Source organism: Streptomyces sp. SP18CS02 (assembly GCF_036322365.1).
Taxonomy (GTDB): Bacteria; Actinomycetota; Actinomycetes; order Streptomycetales; family Streptomycetaceae; genus Streptomyces.
Genome location: NZ_JAQYXC010000276.1, coordinates 39,183 through 55,454, shown reverse-complemented (window position 1 = coordinate 55,454; position 16,272 = coordinate 39,183). Strand labels below are relative to the sequence as shown.

Genomic DNA, 16,272 nt, shown 5'->3' with positions numbered 1-16,272 from the left:
TCCGTCCGGCCGGTCGGGGCGTTCACAGGGCCGCCTCCACCTGGGAGACGGTCAGCCAGGGCCGCGGGGCGAGGATCTTGGCCACCTGCGGGGCGAAGGCGGGCGAGGAGACGACCACCTCCGGCGTCGGTCCGTCCGCGACGACCTCGCCGTCGGCCAGGACGACCACCCGGTGCGCCAGCTCCGCGGCGAGCTCCACGTCATGCGTCGCCATCACGATGGCGTGTCCGTCGGCCGCCAGCGCCCCGAGGACCGCCACCAGCCGGGCCTTGGCCGCGTAGTCCAGACCCCGGGTCGGTTCGTCGAGGAGCAGCAGCGGGGGCCGGCCGGTCAGCACGACGGCGAGCGCCAGGGCGAGGCGCTGGCCCTCCGACAGGTCGCGCGGGTGGGTGTGGTCCGGTACGCCGGGCAGCAGCCGGGACACCAGGGCCCGGCAGGAGCCCGGCTCGGCGCCCGCGTCGCTGTCGGCGGCCACGCACTCGGCGCCCACGGTGTCGGCGTACAGCAGGTCGCGCGGCTCCTGCGGGACGAGGCCGACCTGCCGGATCAGCTCGCGCGGCGGCGTGCGGTGCGGGGCCCGTCCGCTCACCAGGACGCTGCCCGACGCCGGTTCGACGAGGCCGACGAGCGCCCCGAGCAGGGTGGACTTGCCGGCCCCGTTGCGGCCCATGAGCGCGACCGTCTCACCCGGCCGCACGGTCAGGTCGACGCGCCGCAGCGCCTCGACCCGCCCACGGCGCACGCCCAGCCGCTCGACGGCCAGCAGTCCGGCGCCCTGTCCTGTCTCCCGCCGGGCTCCTTCGGGCCGGCTCCGGCGCCCCAGCCTCCCGAGGAGCCCGCGCGGGCCCGGCCGCCCGGGGGCGGGGGCCTCGGCGGGCGTGGGAGCGGGAGCGGGGGCCTCGACGGGCGTGGGCGCGGCGGACGCGGCTGCGGACGTGCCCGTGGCCGGGGCCGTTCCCGCCGCCCGTCCGGCGGTCGCCGGCGACGGTTCCCTGCCGTCGAGCCGGGCGCGCAGGGACCCGGATCGGCGGCGGGCGTCGCGCACGGTGAGGGGGAGCGGGGACCAGCCCGCCAGCCGGGCCAGGGCCACCACCGGCGGGTGCACCGGGGACACCGCCATGATCTCGGCCGGGGGGCCCACCAGCACCGGCGTGCCCGGGGAGCGCAGCAGGGCCACCCGGTCCGCGTACTGCACGACCCGCTCCAGGCGGTGCTCGGCCATCAGGACCGTGGTGCCCAGATCGTGCACCAGCCGTTGCAGGACGGCCAGGACCTCCTCGGCGGCCGCCGGGTCCAGCGCGGACGTCGGCTCGTCCAGCACCAGGACCTTGGGATGGGGGGTGAGCACCGAGCCGATGGCCACCCGCTGCCGCTGTCCGCCCGAGAGCGTGGCGATGGGCCGCTCGCGCAGGTCCGCCAGGCCCAGCAGGTCCAGGGTCTCCTCGACGCGGCGGCGCATCACCTCGGGCGCCAGGCCCAGCGACTCCATCCCGTACGCCAGCTCGTCCTCGACGGTGTCGGTGACGAAGTGCGCGAGCGGGTCCTGGCCGACGGTGCCCACCAGGTCCGCGAGCTCGCGCGGCCTGTGGGTGCGGGTGTCCCGGCCGTCGACCGTGACCCGGCCGCCCAGTGTGCCGCCCGTGAAGTGCGGCACCAGACCGGACACCGCACCCAGCAGAGTCGATTTGCCGACTCCGGAGGGGCCCACCAGCAGGACCAGTTCGCCCTCCGGGACCGTGAGGTCCACGTTCCGCAGCGTCGGCTCGGCGGCGTCGTCGTACGTCACCGAGACGTTCTCGAACCGGATCACGCGGACTCCTTGGGGACGGGGGCGACGAACGCGGGCACCAGGCCCAGCAGCAGGGAAAGGGCCGGCCACACCGGCAGCCGGGGGGCGACCAGGGGCACCACACCCGGGTGCAGCGCCGCCGGGTCGAGCGCCGACGCCCCGATCATCAGGACCGCCACCGCCGCGCCCGAGCCGGCGATCAGCCACGAGCGGGCGCCCCACGCGTCGGGCCGGTAGCGGGTGCGCACCGAACGGCGCCCGCCCAGCCGCAGCCCGGCCACCGCCGCGACCAGCCCGGCGATCACCAGCGGCAGACCGTAGGAGTTGCCGGTGGCGGTGAGCAGCCCGTACGAACCGGCGCAGATCCCCAGCAGCCCGCCGAGGGTGAGCGCCGTGGTCGTGTGCCGGACCGCCGCCGGGACCCGGGCCGTACGCCCGTACCCCCGGGCGTCCATCGACGCGGCGACCGCGATCGACCGCTCCAGCGCGCCCTCCAGGACCGGCAGCCCGATCTGGAGCACCGCCTTCACGCCGCCCGTCGGCCGCCCCCGCAGCCGCCGCGCGTTCCGCAGCCGCACCACGTCGGCCACCATGTTCGGCGCGAACGTCATCGCGACGACCACGGCGACACCCGCCTCGTACAGCGCGCCCGGCAGCGACTTCAGCAGCCGCGCCGGGTTCGCGAGCGCGTTGGCGGCGCCCACGCAGATCAGCAGCGTGGCGAGCTTCGCGCCGTCGTACAGGGCGAACAGCAACTGCTCGGCCGTGACCCGGCCGCCGATCCGTACGCCGCGCGCCCAGTCGGGCAGCGGCACCTCGGGCAGTGTGAACAGCTCGTACGTGCCGGGGATCGGGGAGCCGAGGAAGACGGCGAACAGCAGCCGGACGACGAGCACGGCCAGCCCGAGCTTCACGAACGCGCCGTAGGACCGGGCCCAGGGAGCGTCGGTGCGCCGCGCCGCCACCACATAGCCGGCCACCCCGGCCAGCAGGCCGAGCAGCAGCAGGTTGGTGGTGCGGGAGGCGGCGGTGGCCAGGCCCAGGGCCCACAGCCACCAGGCGCCCGCGTGGACGGCGTTGGCGCGGCTCGCCTCGGGTGCGCGGGGGCTCATGGGCGGCGGCGGCGCGCCTGCCACACCGCGGCGGCGCCGAGGGCCAGGACCGCGGCGGCACCGGCGACGAGTCCGACGGACGGGCCGTCCCCGTCGCCCCCGTCCGCCGGCCCGGCGGCCGCGGGCGCGGTGGCGTCGTCGGCCGGCCCGGTTCCGGTCGCGGATTCCCCGGCCACGACCTGCTCGCCGCAGCCCGTACGCGGATACCCGGAGATCGCGCACAGCAGCGCGTCGCTGTTGTACCGCAACGGCTTCGCGGCCTCGGCCAGCGCCTCCGCCGCCGTGGCGTCGGGCCTGACGCGTGCGCAGGCGGTGCGCGCGGCGGGCGGGGTCTCGCCCTCGGGCGCGTCGGCCGCCGTGCCGAAGTCGATGACCAGCGCGACCCGCTTGGTCCCGTCCTGGGCGGGGGTGGCGGCGCAGATGGTGCCGAAGTCGGGGGCCCGGCGGGGCCGTGCGGCGTCCGCGCTGTCGGCGCTCACCGCGAACCGGAAGCCGTTGACGGTGCCGTCGGCGGGCCGGGCGGTGGCCGGTCCCTGGGTGGCGTACGCCCACCGGCTGCCGTCGCCGCCCTCCCAGAACGACCAGTAGCGGTACCCGTCGGCCTGCGCGGGACCCGCGCCGAGGACGGTCAGGGCGGCGCAGAGCGCCGGCAGGAGGACGGCCGCCCGGAGACGGGTCACAGCTGCCGGTTCTTGCGGCCGCTGAGCAGGAAGCCGATGCCCATGCCGACGGCGAGGAAGATGGCGATGATCAGCCAGACGCTGAAGCCCGAGCTCTCACCGTTCTCCTCCTTCTTCTGGTCCTCTTCCTCCTGCGCCCGCGTCTCGACCGTGGACCGGGGGGCCGGGCCGGTGGCGTTGAGCTTCGCCACCAGGTCGACACCGCCGAAGTCCCGGGTGTCGGCGCCCACGGTGTGGGCGGCGAAGATCAGCTGCGCCCAGGCCGCGGGGCCGTTCTGCGCCGCCCAGCCGGCGGAGTTCTCGCTCAGCCACTCGATCGCGCCGGCCGTTTTGTCGCTGTGGCCGGCCGCGCCGAGGGCGACCACCGCGTCGGCGGTGTTGCCGAAGTCGGGCTGGGGGGCGGTGGCGGCGGCGCCCGGCATGGGGGGCAGGTCGAGGTGGCCGGTCGGGGCCAGCGCGGTGACCAGGTACGAGGCGCCGTTGCGGGCGGCCCGCTCGGCGGTCGCCTTGGCGCCCTTCTCGCAGGTGGGCGGCTGGTCGGGCTTGGCGCCCCGGGTCTGGAAGTGCTTGCCGAGCCCGGCCAGTACGGCGGCGGCGGTGGCGTCGCCGTTGGCGACGAGCCTGCCGTCCTTGTCGGGCTGGTAGGCGAAGGCGCCCGGGCCCTGCGGGGCGTCGCACGGGATCGCGAAGGACAGCAGCGCGTCGTAGGGGGTCCTGCCGTCGCTCGACTTCACGGCGCCGGGCTTCTCGCCCGCGGCGGCGAGGCCGCTGATGACGATGGAGGTGGAATTGGCGTCGCTGGCCCCGCCGGGGTTGTAGCTCCAGCCGCCGTCCTTGTTCTGCACGCCCTTGAGCCAGGCGGCGCCGGACTGCACGGCCATGGTGACCGGGTCGGTCTTGCCCTCCTCCGTCTCCGGCTTGTCGAGCCCGGCGAGCGCCTGCACGGCGACGGCGGTGGCGTTGGTGTCCAGCATCGTCGTGGGGTCGCAGGTCTTGGCCGGGTCGGGCCGGTAGGAGGCGAACGCGCCGCTGTCGCACTGCTGGCCGAGCAGCCAGGCCACGGCCTTCTCGGCGGGCTCGACGCCGCTGGTCTCCTGCGCCATGAAGGCCAGCGACTGCCGCCAGACACCGTCGTACGTCGGGTCCTTCTTGCCGTACAGACCGGAGGGGAGCACCGGCGCGGGGCTGGGCGCCGGCGCCGCCTGGGCGACGGCTCCGGCACCGCCGGCGAGCAGCACGGCGGTGGCGGCGAGCGCTGCGGCGCTGCGGCGAACGGTGGTCATGGCGGGGTGGCCTCTCCTGCGGGGCCGGGTCCGGGCACGCGGAGGCACCGGGCTCCGGCTCCGTATGCCTCGACGGTGCCGGTCACCGGGCGGGTCCCGATGACACGAGCCGGTCACGTCCCGGGACGGGGCATTCCGGCTCGCCGCCGGGACGGCGGCTCACGGCTGCGGGTCAGCGCCGGATTCGCACCGGCTTCCCCCCGAATGGACATGAAGACGACTCGCACACTCTACCGGGGGCCCTCCTCCCCGCTCCGTCCGGTCGGCGACCGCTCGTACGCCCGTCGGCGCCGGCCCGGCGTCCATGCCGCCCGCGCCCGGCCCTCTCGCGCCGGTCGAGGACGCCGCGGGGCTGTCGGTGCCGGCCGCTACGGTGATCGTCCGCCGCTGATCGAAGGAGTGCCGTGTCCGACCAGAGTTCCCTGCAAACGCTGCTCAGCCTCGTCCCCCCGGACCACGGGGCCGACGAGCGGGTGGACTGGCCGACGGCCGAGGACACCCTGGGGTGCCGGCTGCCCGGCGACTACAAGGCCTTCATGGCCGTCTACGGCGCCGGCGCCATCGGAGAGCTGGGGGTTCTGGGGCCGCTGCCGGTCGACTATCCGCAGTGGGACCCCGGCAGCATCCTGAAGAGCGCGCCCGCGTTCCGTGACCTGTGGACCCGCGAAGGGGGCCTTCCCGGGATCGCGGCGGACGGCGGGCCCGTCCTGCCGTGGGGTTCGGGCTGCAACGCCAACGAGCTGGGCTGGCTGACGCTCGACCCGGACCCCGACAGGTGGCCCGTGGTGGTCTGGCGCCGGCAGATCTCCTACGGCGAGTCCAGTTGGGCGCTCTTCGACTGCGGCATGGTCGATTTCCTGGCCAGGATGATGCGGGCCGAGTTCGACGAGTGCCCTCTGGGCGATGCCTCCCTCTGGGGCGCGACCGCCCCCTTCGTCCACTGGCGCGAGGAGCAGCGGCGCTGGCAGGCGGGCCTGGACCCCGAGACCGGATTGCCGGACCCCCTCCTGCGGGAGTTGCTCCGACGGCCGGCGCCCTGAGGCGGGGACCGGCCCGGCCCGCCGGGCCCCCATCGCTGCCGGCCGGGGTCCTGCACCCGGTGGCGTGAAAGAGCCGCGAAGAAACAGCGGGCGGAGCTCGTCGCAACCAAGGATTCGCAGGCCGGCGTGGGAAGCTGCTCGCTCGATCACGGGGGTCGTCGGACCTCCGTGCACGCAGAACTGGGAGATTCGTGCGCAAGGCGAAGTGGGCGGCCGCGGCTGCCGGTGTGGTGCTGCTGGTCGCGGGCTGCGGCAGTGAGGGCGGTTCGGACGCGGGCGGGAGCGCGGTGTCCCCGGACGGCTCCTCGGCCCCCGGCGCGGAGGCGGGCGGCAGCCTGGACGCCGCGGCGGTGACCAAGGAGATCGCGGGCGCGGCCACGGGGGCGGGCTTCGCGGAGAAGCCGAACGACGACATCCCCGCGGCTCTCAAGCCCTGCATGGTCTCCTGGCAGGCCGACGGCGAGAAGGTCACCGATTCGAGGAAGTCCTACGACGCCACCGTCGCGACCCTCACCAAGGGCGGCTGGAAGGAGAAGAGCGACTTCGACCAGCAGGGATCGGTCATCACGTCGCTCGACAAGAACGGCTGGACCGTGAAGGCGAGCCACCAGGGCCAGGCCGGAACCTTCCTGATCGTCTCCTTCATCGCCACGGACAACGGCCCCGCGTGCGAGAAGCTCTTCGCGGAGGACCTGGCGAAGAACAAGCAGCCGTAGCGTCCTACCCCCGGCCGCGCCCGTGCCCCTGCGAGGGTGCGGGCCGCCCCCCGTCCCCGGACGCGTCCGGGGAGGTGAGATCGATCAGCCGGCACACCGTCTCTATGTCGATCTTCACCTGGGCGATGGAGGCCCGCCCCGACAGCCAGGTGATCAGGGCCGAGTGCCAGGTGTGCTCGATGACCCGGACCGCCGAGAGCTGCTCCGGTGTGGGGTGCTCCAGCCCCGTCGCGTCCAGGATGATCGCCGTCGTCTGCCGGGAGACGGTGTCGACCTCCTGGCTCACGCTCCGGTCCGCGAAGGTGAGGGCCCGCACCATCGCGTCCGCCAGGTGCGGCTCCCGCTGGAGGGCGCGGAAGGCGCGCATCAGGGTCCCGGCGACCCGGTCCGACGCCGAGTCGCCGCCGGGCGGCCGCCTGCGCAGCGTGGTGTGCAGGTGTTCGAGCTGGTCCTGCATGGTGGCGACCAGCAGGTGGATCTTGGACGGGAAGTACCGGTACAGCGTGCCCAGCGCCACCCCCGCGGCCTCCGCGACCTCGCGCATCTGCACCGCGTCGAAACCGCCCCGGCCGGCCAGCTGCGCGCTGGCGTGCAGGATGCGGCGGCGACGGGCCTCCTGGCGTTCCGTCAGGGGCGGCGACGTCGGCTTGGCTTCCGTTGTCATGGGTCCCGTTCCGTGGCGTTGGTGCGCGACAGTATGGCGAGGCTCCGGCCGTGGCGCGAATCACCTGATCCGTCTCTTACAGTGGCGCTACCTGCCGGTAGATTCGAAGCTCCTTGAACCACCAAGTCTGAAACTTGTTCTAGATTAGCGCGACCGGTTACGCTCCGGCGAAACGCAGTGAGAAGGGGGCCCCGAGTGACCGCTGAGGCCATTGAGGCAGGCCCCCGCGCCGGGGTCACCGGAGACGGTGACGGACCGCTGCGCATCGCCCTCCTCACGTACAAGGGCAACCCGTTCTGCGGCGGCCAGGGCGTCTACACGCGGCACCTGTCACGCGAGCTCGCCCGTCTCGGGCACAGCGTCGAGGTGATCGGCTCGCAGCCCTACCCGGTCCTGGACGAGGGCGTGCCGCTCACCGAGCTGCCCAGCCTGGACCTGTACCGGCAGCCCGACCCGTTCCGTACGCCGAAGCGCGCCGAGTACCGCGACTGGGTCGACGCCCTGGAGGTCGCGACCATGTGGACCGGGGGCTTCCCCGAGCCGCTGACCTTCTCGCTGCGCGCCCGCCGCCACCTGGCCGCCCGACGCGGCGCCTTCGACGTCGTCCACGACAACCAGACCCTCGGGTACGGCCTGCTCGGCGACATCGGCGCCCCGCTGGTCACCACCATCCACCACCCGATCACCGTGGACCGGCGACTGGAGCTGGACGCCGCACCGGACTGGAAGCGCCGGGCCTCGGTACGCCGCTGGTACGCCTTCACCCGCATGCAGAAGCGGGTCGCGAGGCGGCTGCCCTCCGTGCTCACCGTCTCCGGGTCCTCCCGGCAGGAGATCGTCGACCACCTCGGCGTGCGCGGCGAGCGCATCCGGGTCGTGCACATCGGCGCCGACACCGACCTGTGGTCGCCCGACCCGTCGGTCGCCGAGGTGCCCGGCCGGATCGTCACCACCTCCAGCGCGGACGTCCCGCTCAAGGGCCTCGTCCACCTCGTCGAGGCGCTGGCCAAGCTGCGCACCGAGAACCCGGACGCCCACCTGGTCGTCGTCGGCAGGCGCGCCGAGGACGGGCCGGTCGCGCAGGCCATCGAGCGGTACGGGCTGGAAGGCGCCGTCGAGTTCGTCAAGGGCATCACCGACGCCGAGCTGGTCGACCTGGTCCGCAGCGCCCAGGTGGCCTGCGTACCGTCGCTGTACGAGGGGTTCTCGCTGCCCGCCGCCGAGGCCATGGCGACCGGTACGCCGCTGGTCGCCACCACGGGCGGCGCGATCCCCGAGGTCGCCGGCGCCGACGGCGAGACCTGCCTGGCCGTCCCGCCCGGCGACGCGGGCGCGCTGTCCGCGGCCCTCGGCCGCCTGCTGGGCGACGAGACGCTGCGCGCCCGTCTGGGCGCCGCGGGCCGCGACCGGGTACTGGCCAACTTCACCTGGGCCCGCGCGGCCCAGGGCACGGCGGAGCTCTACCGCGAGGCGATCGCCGCACGCGGGGCGCGCCGATGAGAACCACCGCCACGGCCGCGCCCCCGGGCCGCCCGGAACGGCACCCCGGCCCCCCGGCCGGCCCGCTCGGCCCCTCGCGCACCACCTCCCGCAGTTCCCTCGCCATCCCCATCGCATCCCGCCGCATCCGCCGCGTCCGCCGCCCCGCGGCCACCGCACACGCCCCCCTCGACCGCGAAAGCAGGCCGCACTCGTGCTGACCGTCGACTTCTCCCGCTTCCCGCTCGCCCCCGGCGACCGCGTGCTCGATCTGGGCTGCGGGGCCGGACGGCATGCCTTCGAGTGCTACCGGCGCGGTGCGCAGGTCGTCGCCCTCGACCAGAACGGCGAGGAGATCCGCGAGGTCGCCAAGTGGTTCGCGGCGATGAAGGAGGCCGGGGAGGCGCCCGCCGGCGCCACCGCCACCGCCATGGAGGGCGACGCCCTCAACCTGCCCTTCCCCGACGAGTCGTTCGACGTCGTGATCATCTCCGAGGTGATGGAGCACATCCCCGACGACAAGGGCGTGCTCGCCGAGATGGTCCGCGTCCTCAAGCCGGGCGGCCGCATCGCCATCACCGTCCCGCGCTACGGCCCCGAGAAGGTCTGCTGGGCGCTCTCCGACGCCTACCACGAGGTCGAGGGCGGGCACATCCGCATCTACAAGGCCGACGAGCTGCTCGCCAAGATCCGGGAAGCCGGTCTCAAGCCGTACGGCACCCACCACGCCCACGCGCTGCACTCGCCCTACTGGTGGCTGAAGTGCGCCTTCGGCGTGGGCAGGGACGGCAAGGACGCGGCGCTGCCCGTCCGCGCCTACCACAAGCTCCTGGTCTGGGACATCATGAAGAAGCCCCTGGCCACCAGGCTCGCCGAACAGGCGCTGAACCCCGTCATGGGCAAGAGCTTCGTGGCGTACGCGACCAAGCCGCACCTTCCCGTGACGGCCGCCAAGTGACCTCTCCCGAACGCACCGAACACCTCGTCCTGCCCGGTGTGCTCACCGCCGAGCAGGCCGCCCGGACCGTCGCCGGCATCCTCGCCGCCCAGCGCGAGGACGGCGCCATCCCGTGGTTCCGGGGACACCACCTGGACCCCTGGGACCACACCGAGGCGGCCATGGCGCTGGACGCCGCCGGCGAGCACGCCGCGGCCGCCCGCGCCTACGAGTGGCTCGCCCGGCACCAGAACGGCGACGGCTCCTGGTACGCCGCCTACCAGGACGGCGACCACGAGCAGGTCACCGACGCCGCCCGGGAGACCAACTTCTGCGCGTACATCGCCGTCGGCGTCTGGCACCACTACCTGGCCACCGGCGACGAGGCGTTCCTCGACCGGATGTGGCCCGTCGTCTACGCGGCGGTCGAGTTCGTGCTGCGGCTCCAGCAGCCCGGCGGCCAGATCGGCTGGAAGCGCGAGGCGGACGGCACCCCCGTCGACGACGCCCTGCTGACCGGCAGCTCGTCGATCCACCAGGCGCTGCGCTGCGCCCTGGCGATCGCCGAGGAACGCGAGGAGCCCCAGCCGGACTGGGAGCTCGCCACGGGCGCGCTCGCCCACGCCATCCGCAGCCACCCCGAGCGGTTCCTCGACAAGAGCCGTTACTCGATGGACTGGTACTACCCGGTGCTCGGCGGCGCCGTCACCGGCGCGGCCGCCAAGGAACGCATCGAAAGCGCCTGGGACGACTTCGTCGTGCCCGGCCTCGGCGTCCGCTGCGTCCTGCCCAACCCCTGGGTCACCGGTGGCGAGAGCTGCGAACTGGCCCTCGCCCTCTGGGCGATGGGGGAGTCGGACCGCGCGCTGGAGATCCTCCAGTCGATCGGGCACCTGCGCGCCGACGACGGCATGTACTGGACGGGGTACGTCTTCGAGGGCGACCGGGCGGTCTGGCCGGAGGAACTCACCACCTGGACGGCCGGTTCGCTGCTGCTCGCGGTGGCGGCCCTGGGGGGAGACGAGGCGACCGTCGCCGTCTTCGGCGGAGAACGGCTGCCGGCCGGCCTCGCCCCCGAGTGCGCCTGCGCCATCGGCTGACCGGTGGCGGCGCGGCCGCCCCATGAGCACGCGGCAGGCGCGGGGTGCGCGCCGGTCAGTGGCGCCGCAGTTGTCCGGCGATCGCGTGGCCCACGAAGAGGTACACGACGGCGGCCAGACCGTACCCGGCGACCACGCGCGCCCACGCCGCGTCGAAGGTGAACAGGTCGTACGACCAGCCGGCCAGCCAGCGGGCCGCGTCCTGGACGAAGACGACCAGGTCGTTGGCGCGGTTGGCGTCCAGCAGGTACATCACGATCCACAGACCGATGACCACGGCCATGACGTCGGCGATGACGATGACGATCGTCGCCGCCTGGCTGCTTCCGCTGCGATGACGGGGAGACATGACCGACGGGTTGCCCCGTCGGCGCGTCCGAAACCTCGCCGGAGCGCGCCGCTCGCCGCGGTCGGCTCCGAACTGCCCTTTCGGCAAGCCGAGTTGACCGGGGCGGCACGCCGCTGTGGCCGGCGCCGTCGAGGGCGGTGGTGCCGTGTCCGACGGTGCCGGCCGTGGCCGTGCCCCGGCGCGCGGCGGGTCCCGCAGCCCGGTGGGCGCGGACGGGCGCGTCGACCGCGTCGCTCCGGTGCGCGGTTGACCGCCCGTCAGGAACGCCCGGGGGACGCGCCGACGGCCCCCGCCCTTCGGTGGGGCGGGGGCCGTCGGCGTACGGCTGGGGGGTGCTATCCCCGCTGGATGCCGGTGGTGTCCTGCAGGACACCACGGCGGCCGTCCTGCGTCTGGGCCACCAGGCCCGGACCGCGCTGCTCGACCGCGAGGTACCACGTACCGGGCGCGAGCTCCGCGATCGGCGACGGCGAGCCGTCCTCCCCGTACAGCGGGCGGGCCACCGGCACGGCGAACCAGAACGGGGCGAAGTCCGCGGCGGGGGCGCCCTGCTGCGCCTGGGCCTGCTGCGGGCCCGCGGGCTGCGGCTGGCCGGCGTGGCTGTCCTGCGCCGACTGCGGCTGACCCGGCTGCGGCTGACCGGCCTGCGGCTGGCCGGGCTGCGGGCCGCCCGGGTAGCCGTAGCCACCCTGCGGCTGGCCGCCGAACGGCTGCTGGGCGCCCGGGTAGCCGTAACCGCCCTGCGGCTGGCCGCCGTAGGGCTGGGGGGCCGGACGCGGCGCGCCCATGAGCGGGGCCTTCAGGGCGGGGACGAGCGGAGCGGCGATGGCGGCCGCGGCGAGCGCGATGGTGGCGAGCAGGCCGAGGATCATGCCGGCGCCGGCGTCGGCGTCCATGTCGATGATGGTCCAGAACGCCGTCCAGACCGCGAACACGCAGAAGGCCACGCCGAACTGGCCGAGGTCGATGCCGGCGATCTTGCGTCCCGGCATGCCCCGCCCGACGACGATCAGCACCGCGCCGATGACACCGGAGAGGAACATGCTCATCAGAAGCCCGAGGGAGTCCCAGGCGTTCGCCCGGTCGAAGCTGGAGCAGTCGACCCCGGAGGGGCAGGTGATGCTGGTAAGGCCGAGGAACGAGGCGATGAACAGCACCACCGCTGCTCCGATCACCACGCCATCGCCTCGAGTGAGCGAGCGGATGTTCACGTGTAAGAGTCCTTCGTCGGTTCGTCTCGTCGGGGTGGCGCAAGAAGCACGGGGGGCGGCCCCATCGTACGGATGCTGTGCTTACCCCGGGGGGCAACCCCCGACCCCCCGGCAGGAACATGAATCTATCGTCCGCCCCGCCTACCCCCGCAGGTAGGTGCTGATCCCGTCCGCGATCCCCCGCGCCGCTTTCTGCCGCCAGGTCGCGTTCGTCAGCAATGCGGCGTCCTTCGCGTCACGCATATTGCCGCATTCGACGAACACCTTGGGCCGGGTCGACAGATTCAGTCCGCCGAGATCCTCGCGCACATCCAGCCCCGTACCGTCACCCACATAGTTGGAAGCATTGGTTCCGGTTGCCTGGGCGAAGGCGCGCGCGATGTCCTCGCCAAGGGCGCGCGAAGGGCCGACGATGCTCGTCGTATCGGCCTCGCCCTCCTTGACCAGGGCCGGAAGGATCACGTGGAAGCCCCGGTGCCCCGACGCCGAACCGTCGGCGTGGACGGAGACGACGGCGTCGGCCGCGGCCTTGTTGCCGATCCGGGCGCGCTCGTCCACGCACGGGCCCCACGGCCGGTCGTCGTCGTGGGTGAAGACGACCGTCGCCCCTTGCTCCTTGAGGAGAGTGCGAAGACGCTGTGAAACATCCCTGGTGAATGCGGCTTCGGTGTAACCGGCGTCGGTGGAGGTGCCGGTGGTGTCGCATTCCTTGCGGTTCGTCCCGATGTCCACGGACTGGTTGATCTCATCGGTGTGCTCGAAGTTCCCGGGGTTGTGTCCCGGGTCGATCACCACGGTCCTCCCCGCCAGCGGCAGGGTGCCGTCGCCTGCTCCGGAGGCGTCGTCGCCGCTCCCCGGTGCCGTCGCCGAGCCGCCGGGCGCCGGTGCGCCCGGGGAGGCCGCCCGGGTGCCGGTCCCGGCGGGCGCGCCCGCCGACGGGCCGGACCCGGCGTTCAGGAACAGCCATCCGGCCGCGCCGGTGGCCACCAGCGCGGCGGCCGCGATGACCAGGGTCGTACGGGCCGGGCGCCGCCGGGCCGGGGTGGGGGTGCTGTCGTCGTACACGCCGCGATCGTATGAGCTCCGGTCAGATACCCGGCGCCGTACGGCGCAGGACACGCAGCGAGTCGGTCACCGAGACCTCGGTGAACGCGCCGGACTCCAGCGCCCGCAGGTAGACGCGGTAGGGGGCCTGGCCGCCGTCCGCCGGGTCGGGGAACACGTCGTGGACGACCAGCAGGCCGCCGGGGGCCACGCGCGGCGCCCAGCCCTCGTAGTCGCCGTTCGCGTGCTCGTCGGTGTGGCCGCCGTCGATGAAGACCAGTCCGACCTCGCCCGCCCACACCCGCGCGACCTGCGGGGAGCGGCCGACGACCGCGATGACGTGGTCCTCCAGCCCCGCCGCGTGCAGGGTGCGGCGGAACGTCGGCAGCGTGTCCATCAGGCCGACCTGCGGGTCCACGACCGTCGGGTCGTGGTACTCCCAGCCCGGCTGCTGCTCCTCGCTGCCCCGGTGGTGGTCGACCGTGACCGCCACGGTGCCGGCGGCGCGGGCCGCGTCGGCCAGCAGGATGGTGGAGCGCCCGCAGTAGGTGCCGACCTCCAGCAGGGGCAGCCCGAGCAGCGCGGCCTGTGCCGCGGCCGCGTGGAGCGCGAGCCCCTCCCGTACGGGCATGAACCCCTTGGCGGCCTCGAAGGCGGCGAGCGTCTCCGGCTCGGGTGGGGCGACGGCCATGGGCGGTTCCTCCTGGTCGTACCGGGTGTGAGCCGCCCATGCTGCCGTACGCCGCCTAGCCCGCCCGCGTCGGGGCCGCCGAGGGCAGCGACAGGTCCAGGGCGACCGAACGGCCCCCGCCGCGCTCGCCGGCACCGTCGGTGTCGGCGTCGAACGTGGCCGAGGCGGCGAGCGGGGCGTGACCGGTCGCGGTGACGGCCAGGACGTAGGCGCCGGGGTCCGGTACGGACAGGGCGTAGCCACCGTCGGGGCCGGACAGGGTGGCGCCCGCCCGACGGCCCCGGCGGTCGATCAGCGTCACCTTCGCCCGGGCGACCGGAGCGCCGTCCGCGTTCAGCACCCGGCCCCGGAAGCCGGGACCCGCCGACGGCGTGGGCTCCCCGTCCGCGCTGCTCGCCCTGAGCGTCGGCCGCGCGGCCGGCGCCCGGCCCGGCAGGAAGGCGGCGAGCGCCACGCCGACGAGGACCGCGCCGGTGGCGATCAGGAAGGAGAGCCGGAAGCCCTCCATGCTGGGCACCGCGACCGGGCCCGTGTGGTGCGCGGTCTGGGCCAGCACCATGCCGATGACGGCGCTCGACACCGAGGTGCCGATGGACCGCATCAGGGTGTTGAGGCCGTTGGCCGCGCCGGTCTCGGACGGGTCGACCGCGCCGACGATCAGCGCGGGCAGCGACGAGTACGCCAGGCCGATGCCGGCGCCCACGACCACCGAGACGACGACGGTCTGCCAGGCCGCGCCCATCAGCCCCAGCCCGGCGCCGTAGCCGATCGCGATGATCAGCAGCCCGAGCAGCAGCGTGGTCTTCGGGCCGTACGCCGCGGAGAGACGCGCGTACAGCGGGGCCGTGAACATCATCGTCAGACCCAGCGGGGCCACGCACAGACCGGCGACGACCATCGAACGGCCCAGTCCGTACCCGGTCGACTCGGGCAGCTGGAGCAGCTGCGGCAGGACGAGCGAGATGGCGTAGAAGGCGACACCGACCATGATCGACGCGAGGTTGGTCAGCAGCACCTCGCGGCGGACCGTGGAGCGGAGGTCCACCAGCGGCGCGGCGGTACGGAGCTCGAAGACGCCCCAGAGGAGCAGCACGAGCGCCGCGACGCCGAACAGGCCCAGCGTCCGGCCCGAGCCCCAGCCCCAGTCGCTGCCCTTGGTGACCGGCAGCAGCAGGCAGACCAGGCCCGCGGTCAGGCCCAGCGCGCCCACCACGTCGAACCCGCCCTTGGCCCGCACCGGGGACTCCGGCACGGTCAGCAGGGTGAGCGCGATCGACACCACACCCAGTCCGGCCGCGCCGAAGAACAGCGTGTGCCAGTCGGCGTTCTGGGCCACCAGGGCCGCCAGCGGCAGCGCCAGCCCTCCGCCCACACCGATGGAGGAGCTCATCAGCGCCATGGCGGAGCCGAGCCGCTCGCGCGGCAGCCCGTCGCGCATCAGGCCGATGCCCAGCGGGATCGCGCCCATCGCGAATCCCTGGAGCGCCCGACCGACGATCATGACGATCAGGTCGCTGGTGAACCCGCAGACCAGCGAGCCGACGACCATGACCGCGAGACTCAGCAGCAGCATCCGCCGCTTGCCGTGGAGGTCGCCGAGCCGGCCCATGATCGGCGTGGCGACGGCGCCAGCGAGGAGGGTCGAGGTCAGGACCCAGGTGGCGTTGCCCGGCGAGGTGCCGAGCAGGGCCGGGAGGTCCTTGATGACCGGTACGAGCAGGGTCTGCATCACCGCGACGACGATGCCCGCGAAGGCGAGGACGGCGACGATGCCGCCTCCGCCCGCACGGGTCGTGCCCGGATCGTCGGGCAGGAGCGGGTCCGTCGTCTGCGGCATCGCGGGCGGCCTCCGGAGCAGGGGGGACAGGGGGTACGTGCACGATGAACCGTTTCCCGGGCGGCCGTCATTCCTGTGATCGTCGTACCGGCGGAAAACTTGACCCGTTCATTAATCAACCATCATGACGGGCCCGTGTCTGACGCTCCGTCAAACAGAACGCGCTCCGGACGGCCCGGTGCGCGCGGTCCCGGGGCCGGCTCCGCGGCCCGCCGGGCCCCAAGCCGTCCCGCCGTCCTGCCGGGGCCCCAAGCCGTCCTGCCGCCGTCCTGCCGGACACGACCTAGGACCAACGGCCCCCGTCGGCTGGTCCGATATCGGGATGTACGGGCCAGGGGCC

Annotated in this window: 15 protein-coding genes and 1 riboswitch; of the genes, 5 read left to right on the top strand and 10 right to left on the bottom strand. The window is 74.3% G+C overall.

The window, feature by feature from the left end; all coding sequences use genetic code 11:
* Positions 1–22: 22 nt before the first annotated feature.
* The 4 genes from PUR26_RS12570 to PUR26_RS12555 are packed head-to-tail and all read right to left on the bottom strand — an operon-like array spanning position 23 to position 4,864.
* Positions 23–1,810, bottom strand: coding sequence for an ABC transporter ATP-binding protein (locus PUR26_RS12570; RefSeq protein ID WP_329872117.1), 1,788 nt, complete (start codon positions 1,808–1,810; stop codon positions 23–25).
* Positions 1,807–2,901, bottom strand: a complete 1,095-nt coding sequence (locus PUR26_RS12565; protein ID WP_329872116.1) for an energy-coupling factor transporter transmembrane component T — start codon at positions 2,899–2,901, stop codon at positions 1,807–1,809. The genes PUR26_RS12570 and PUR26_RS12565 overlap by 4 nt, the downstream gene beginning before the upstream one ends.
* Positions 2,898–3,581, bottom strand: a complete 684-nt coding sequence (locus PUR26_RS12560; protein WP_329872114.1) for an SCO2322 family protein — start codon at positions 3,579–3,581, stop codon at positions 2,898–2,900. The genes PUR26_RS12565 and PUR26_RS12560 overlap by 4 nt, the downstream gene beginning before the upstream one ends.
* Positions 3,578–4,864, bottom strand: coding sequence for a prenyltransferase/squalene oxidase repeat-containing protein (locus PUR26_RS12555; protein ID WP_329872112.1), 1,287 nt, complete (start codon positions 4,862–4,864; stop codon positions 3,578–3,580). Before PUR26_RS12555 ends, PUR26_RS12560 begins: the two co-directional genes overlap by 4 nt.
* Positions 4,865–4,992: 128 nt before the next feature.
* Positions 4,993–5,064: riboswitch (cobalamin riboswitch) on the bottom strand.
* Between the two features lie 204 nt (positions 5,065–5,268).
* On the opposite strand from PUR26_RS12555, the gene PUR26_RS12550 reads away from it, so the two are divergent.
* Positions 5,269–5,904 carry a hypothetical protein gene (locus tag PUR26_RS12550; protein WP_329872110.1) on the top strand — a complete coding sequence of 212 codons (636 nt, stop codon included), beginning with the start codon at positions 5,269–5,271 and terminating at the stop codon, positions 5,902–5,904.
* Between the two features lie 191 nt (positions 5,905–6,095).
* A complete protein-coding gene (locus PUR26_RS12545; RefSeq protein WP_329872108.1) occupies positions 6,096–6,620 on the top strand; it encodes a hypothetical protein in 525 nt (174 codons plus the stop codon).
* 4 nt (positions 6,621–6,624) lie between these two features.
* Here the strand turns inward: PUR26_RS12545 and PUR26_RS12540 are convergent, their stop codons facing one another.
* Entirely contained in the window at positions 6,625–7,284 is a 660-nt protein-coding gene (locus PUR26_RS12540) for a TetR family transcriptional regulator (RefSeq protein WP_329872107.1), read from the bottom strand.
* Positions 7,285–7,479: 195 nt separating this feature from the next.
* Between PUR26_RS12540 and PUR26_RS12535 the strand changes: the two genes are divergently transcribed.
* The 3 genes from PUR26_RS12535 to PUR26_RS12525 all read left to right on the top strand — a co-directional run bounded on the left by PUR26_RS12535 (position 7,480) and on the right by PUR26_RS12525 (position 10,800).
* Positions 7,480–8,784, top strand: a complete 1,305-nt coding sequence (locus PUR26_RS12535; RefSeq protein WP_329872105.1) for a glycosyltransferase family 4 protein — start codon at positions 7,480–7,482, stop codon at positions 8,782–8,784.
* A 193-nt stretch (positions 8,785–8,977) separates the two neighbouring features.
* Complete coding sequence (locus PUR26_RS12530; RefSeq protein ID WP_329872103.1) at positions 8,978–9,721, top strand: class I SAM-dependent methyltransferase; 744 nt, start codon at positions 8,978–8,980, stop codon at positions 9,719–9,721.
* Positions 9,718–10,800, top strand: a complete 1,083-nt coding sequence (locus PUR26_RS12525; RefSeq protein ID WP_329872101.1) for a prenyltransferase — start codon at positions 9,718–9,720, stop codon at positions 10,798–10,800. The genes PUR26_RS12530 and PUR26_RS12525 overlap by 4 nt, the downstream gene beginning before the upstream one ends.
* 55 nt (positions 10,801–10,855) lie before the next feature.
* Here the strand turns inward: PUR26_RS12525 and PUR26_RS12520 are convergent, their stop codons facing one another.
* From PUR26_RS12520 to PUR26_RS12500, 5 genes are all read right to left on the bottom strand, one after another.
* Positions 10,856–11,149 carry a hypothetical protein gene (locus PUR26_RS12520; protein WP_329872100.1) on the bottom strand — a complete coding sequence of 98 codons (294 nt, stop codon included), beginning with the start codon at positions 11,147–11,149 and terminating at the stop codon, positions 10,856–10,858.
* A 335-nt stretch (positions 11,150–11,484) separates the two neighbouring features.
* Positions 11,485–12,360 (bottom strand): hypothetical protein, encoded by an 876-nt coding sequence (locus PUR26_RS12515; protein ID WP_329872099.1) that lies wholly within the window; start codon positions 12,358–12,360, stop codon positions 11,485–11,487.
* A 141-nt stretch (positions 12,361–12,501) separates the two neighbouring features.
* Entirely contained in the window at positions 12,502–13,425 is a 924-nt protein-coding gene (locus tag PUR26_RS12510; RefSeq protein WP_329872097.1) for an N-acetylmuramoyl-L-alanine amidase, read from the bottom strand.
* Positions 13,426–13,447: 22 nt separating this feature from the next.
* Positions 13,448–14,095 carry a class I SAM-dependent methyltransferase gene (locus tag PUR26_RS12505; protein ID WP_329872095.1) on the bottom strand — a complete coding sequence of 216 codons (648 nt, stop codon included), beginning with the start codon at positions 14,093–14,095 and terminating at the stop codon, positions 13,448–13,450.
* 55 nt (positions 14,096–14,150) lie between these two features.
* The gene (locus tag PUR26_RS12500; RefSeq protein WP_329872093.1) at positions 14,151–15,932 is read right to left on the bottom strand and encodes an MFS transporter; all 1,782 of its coding nucleotides are present in this window, start codon (positions 15,930–15,932) and stop codon (positions 14,151–14,153) included.
* Positions 15,933–16,272 lie beyond the last annotated feature (340 nt).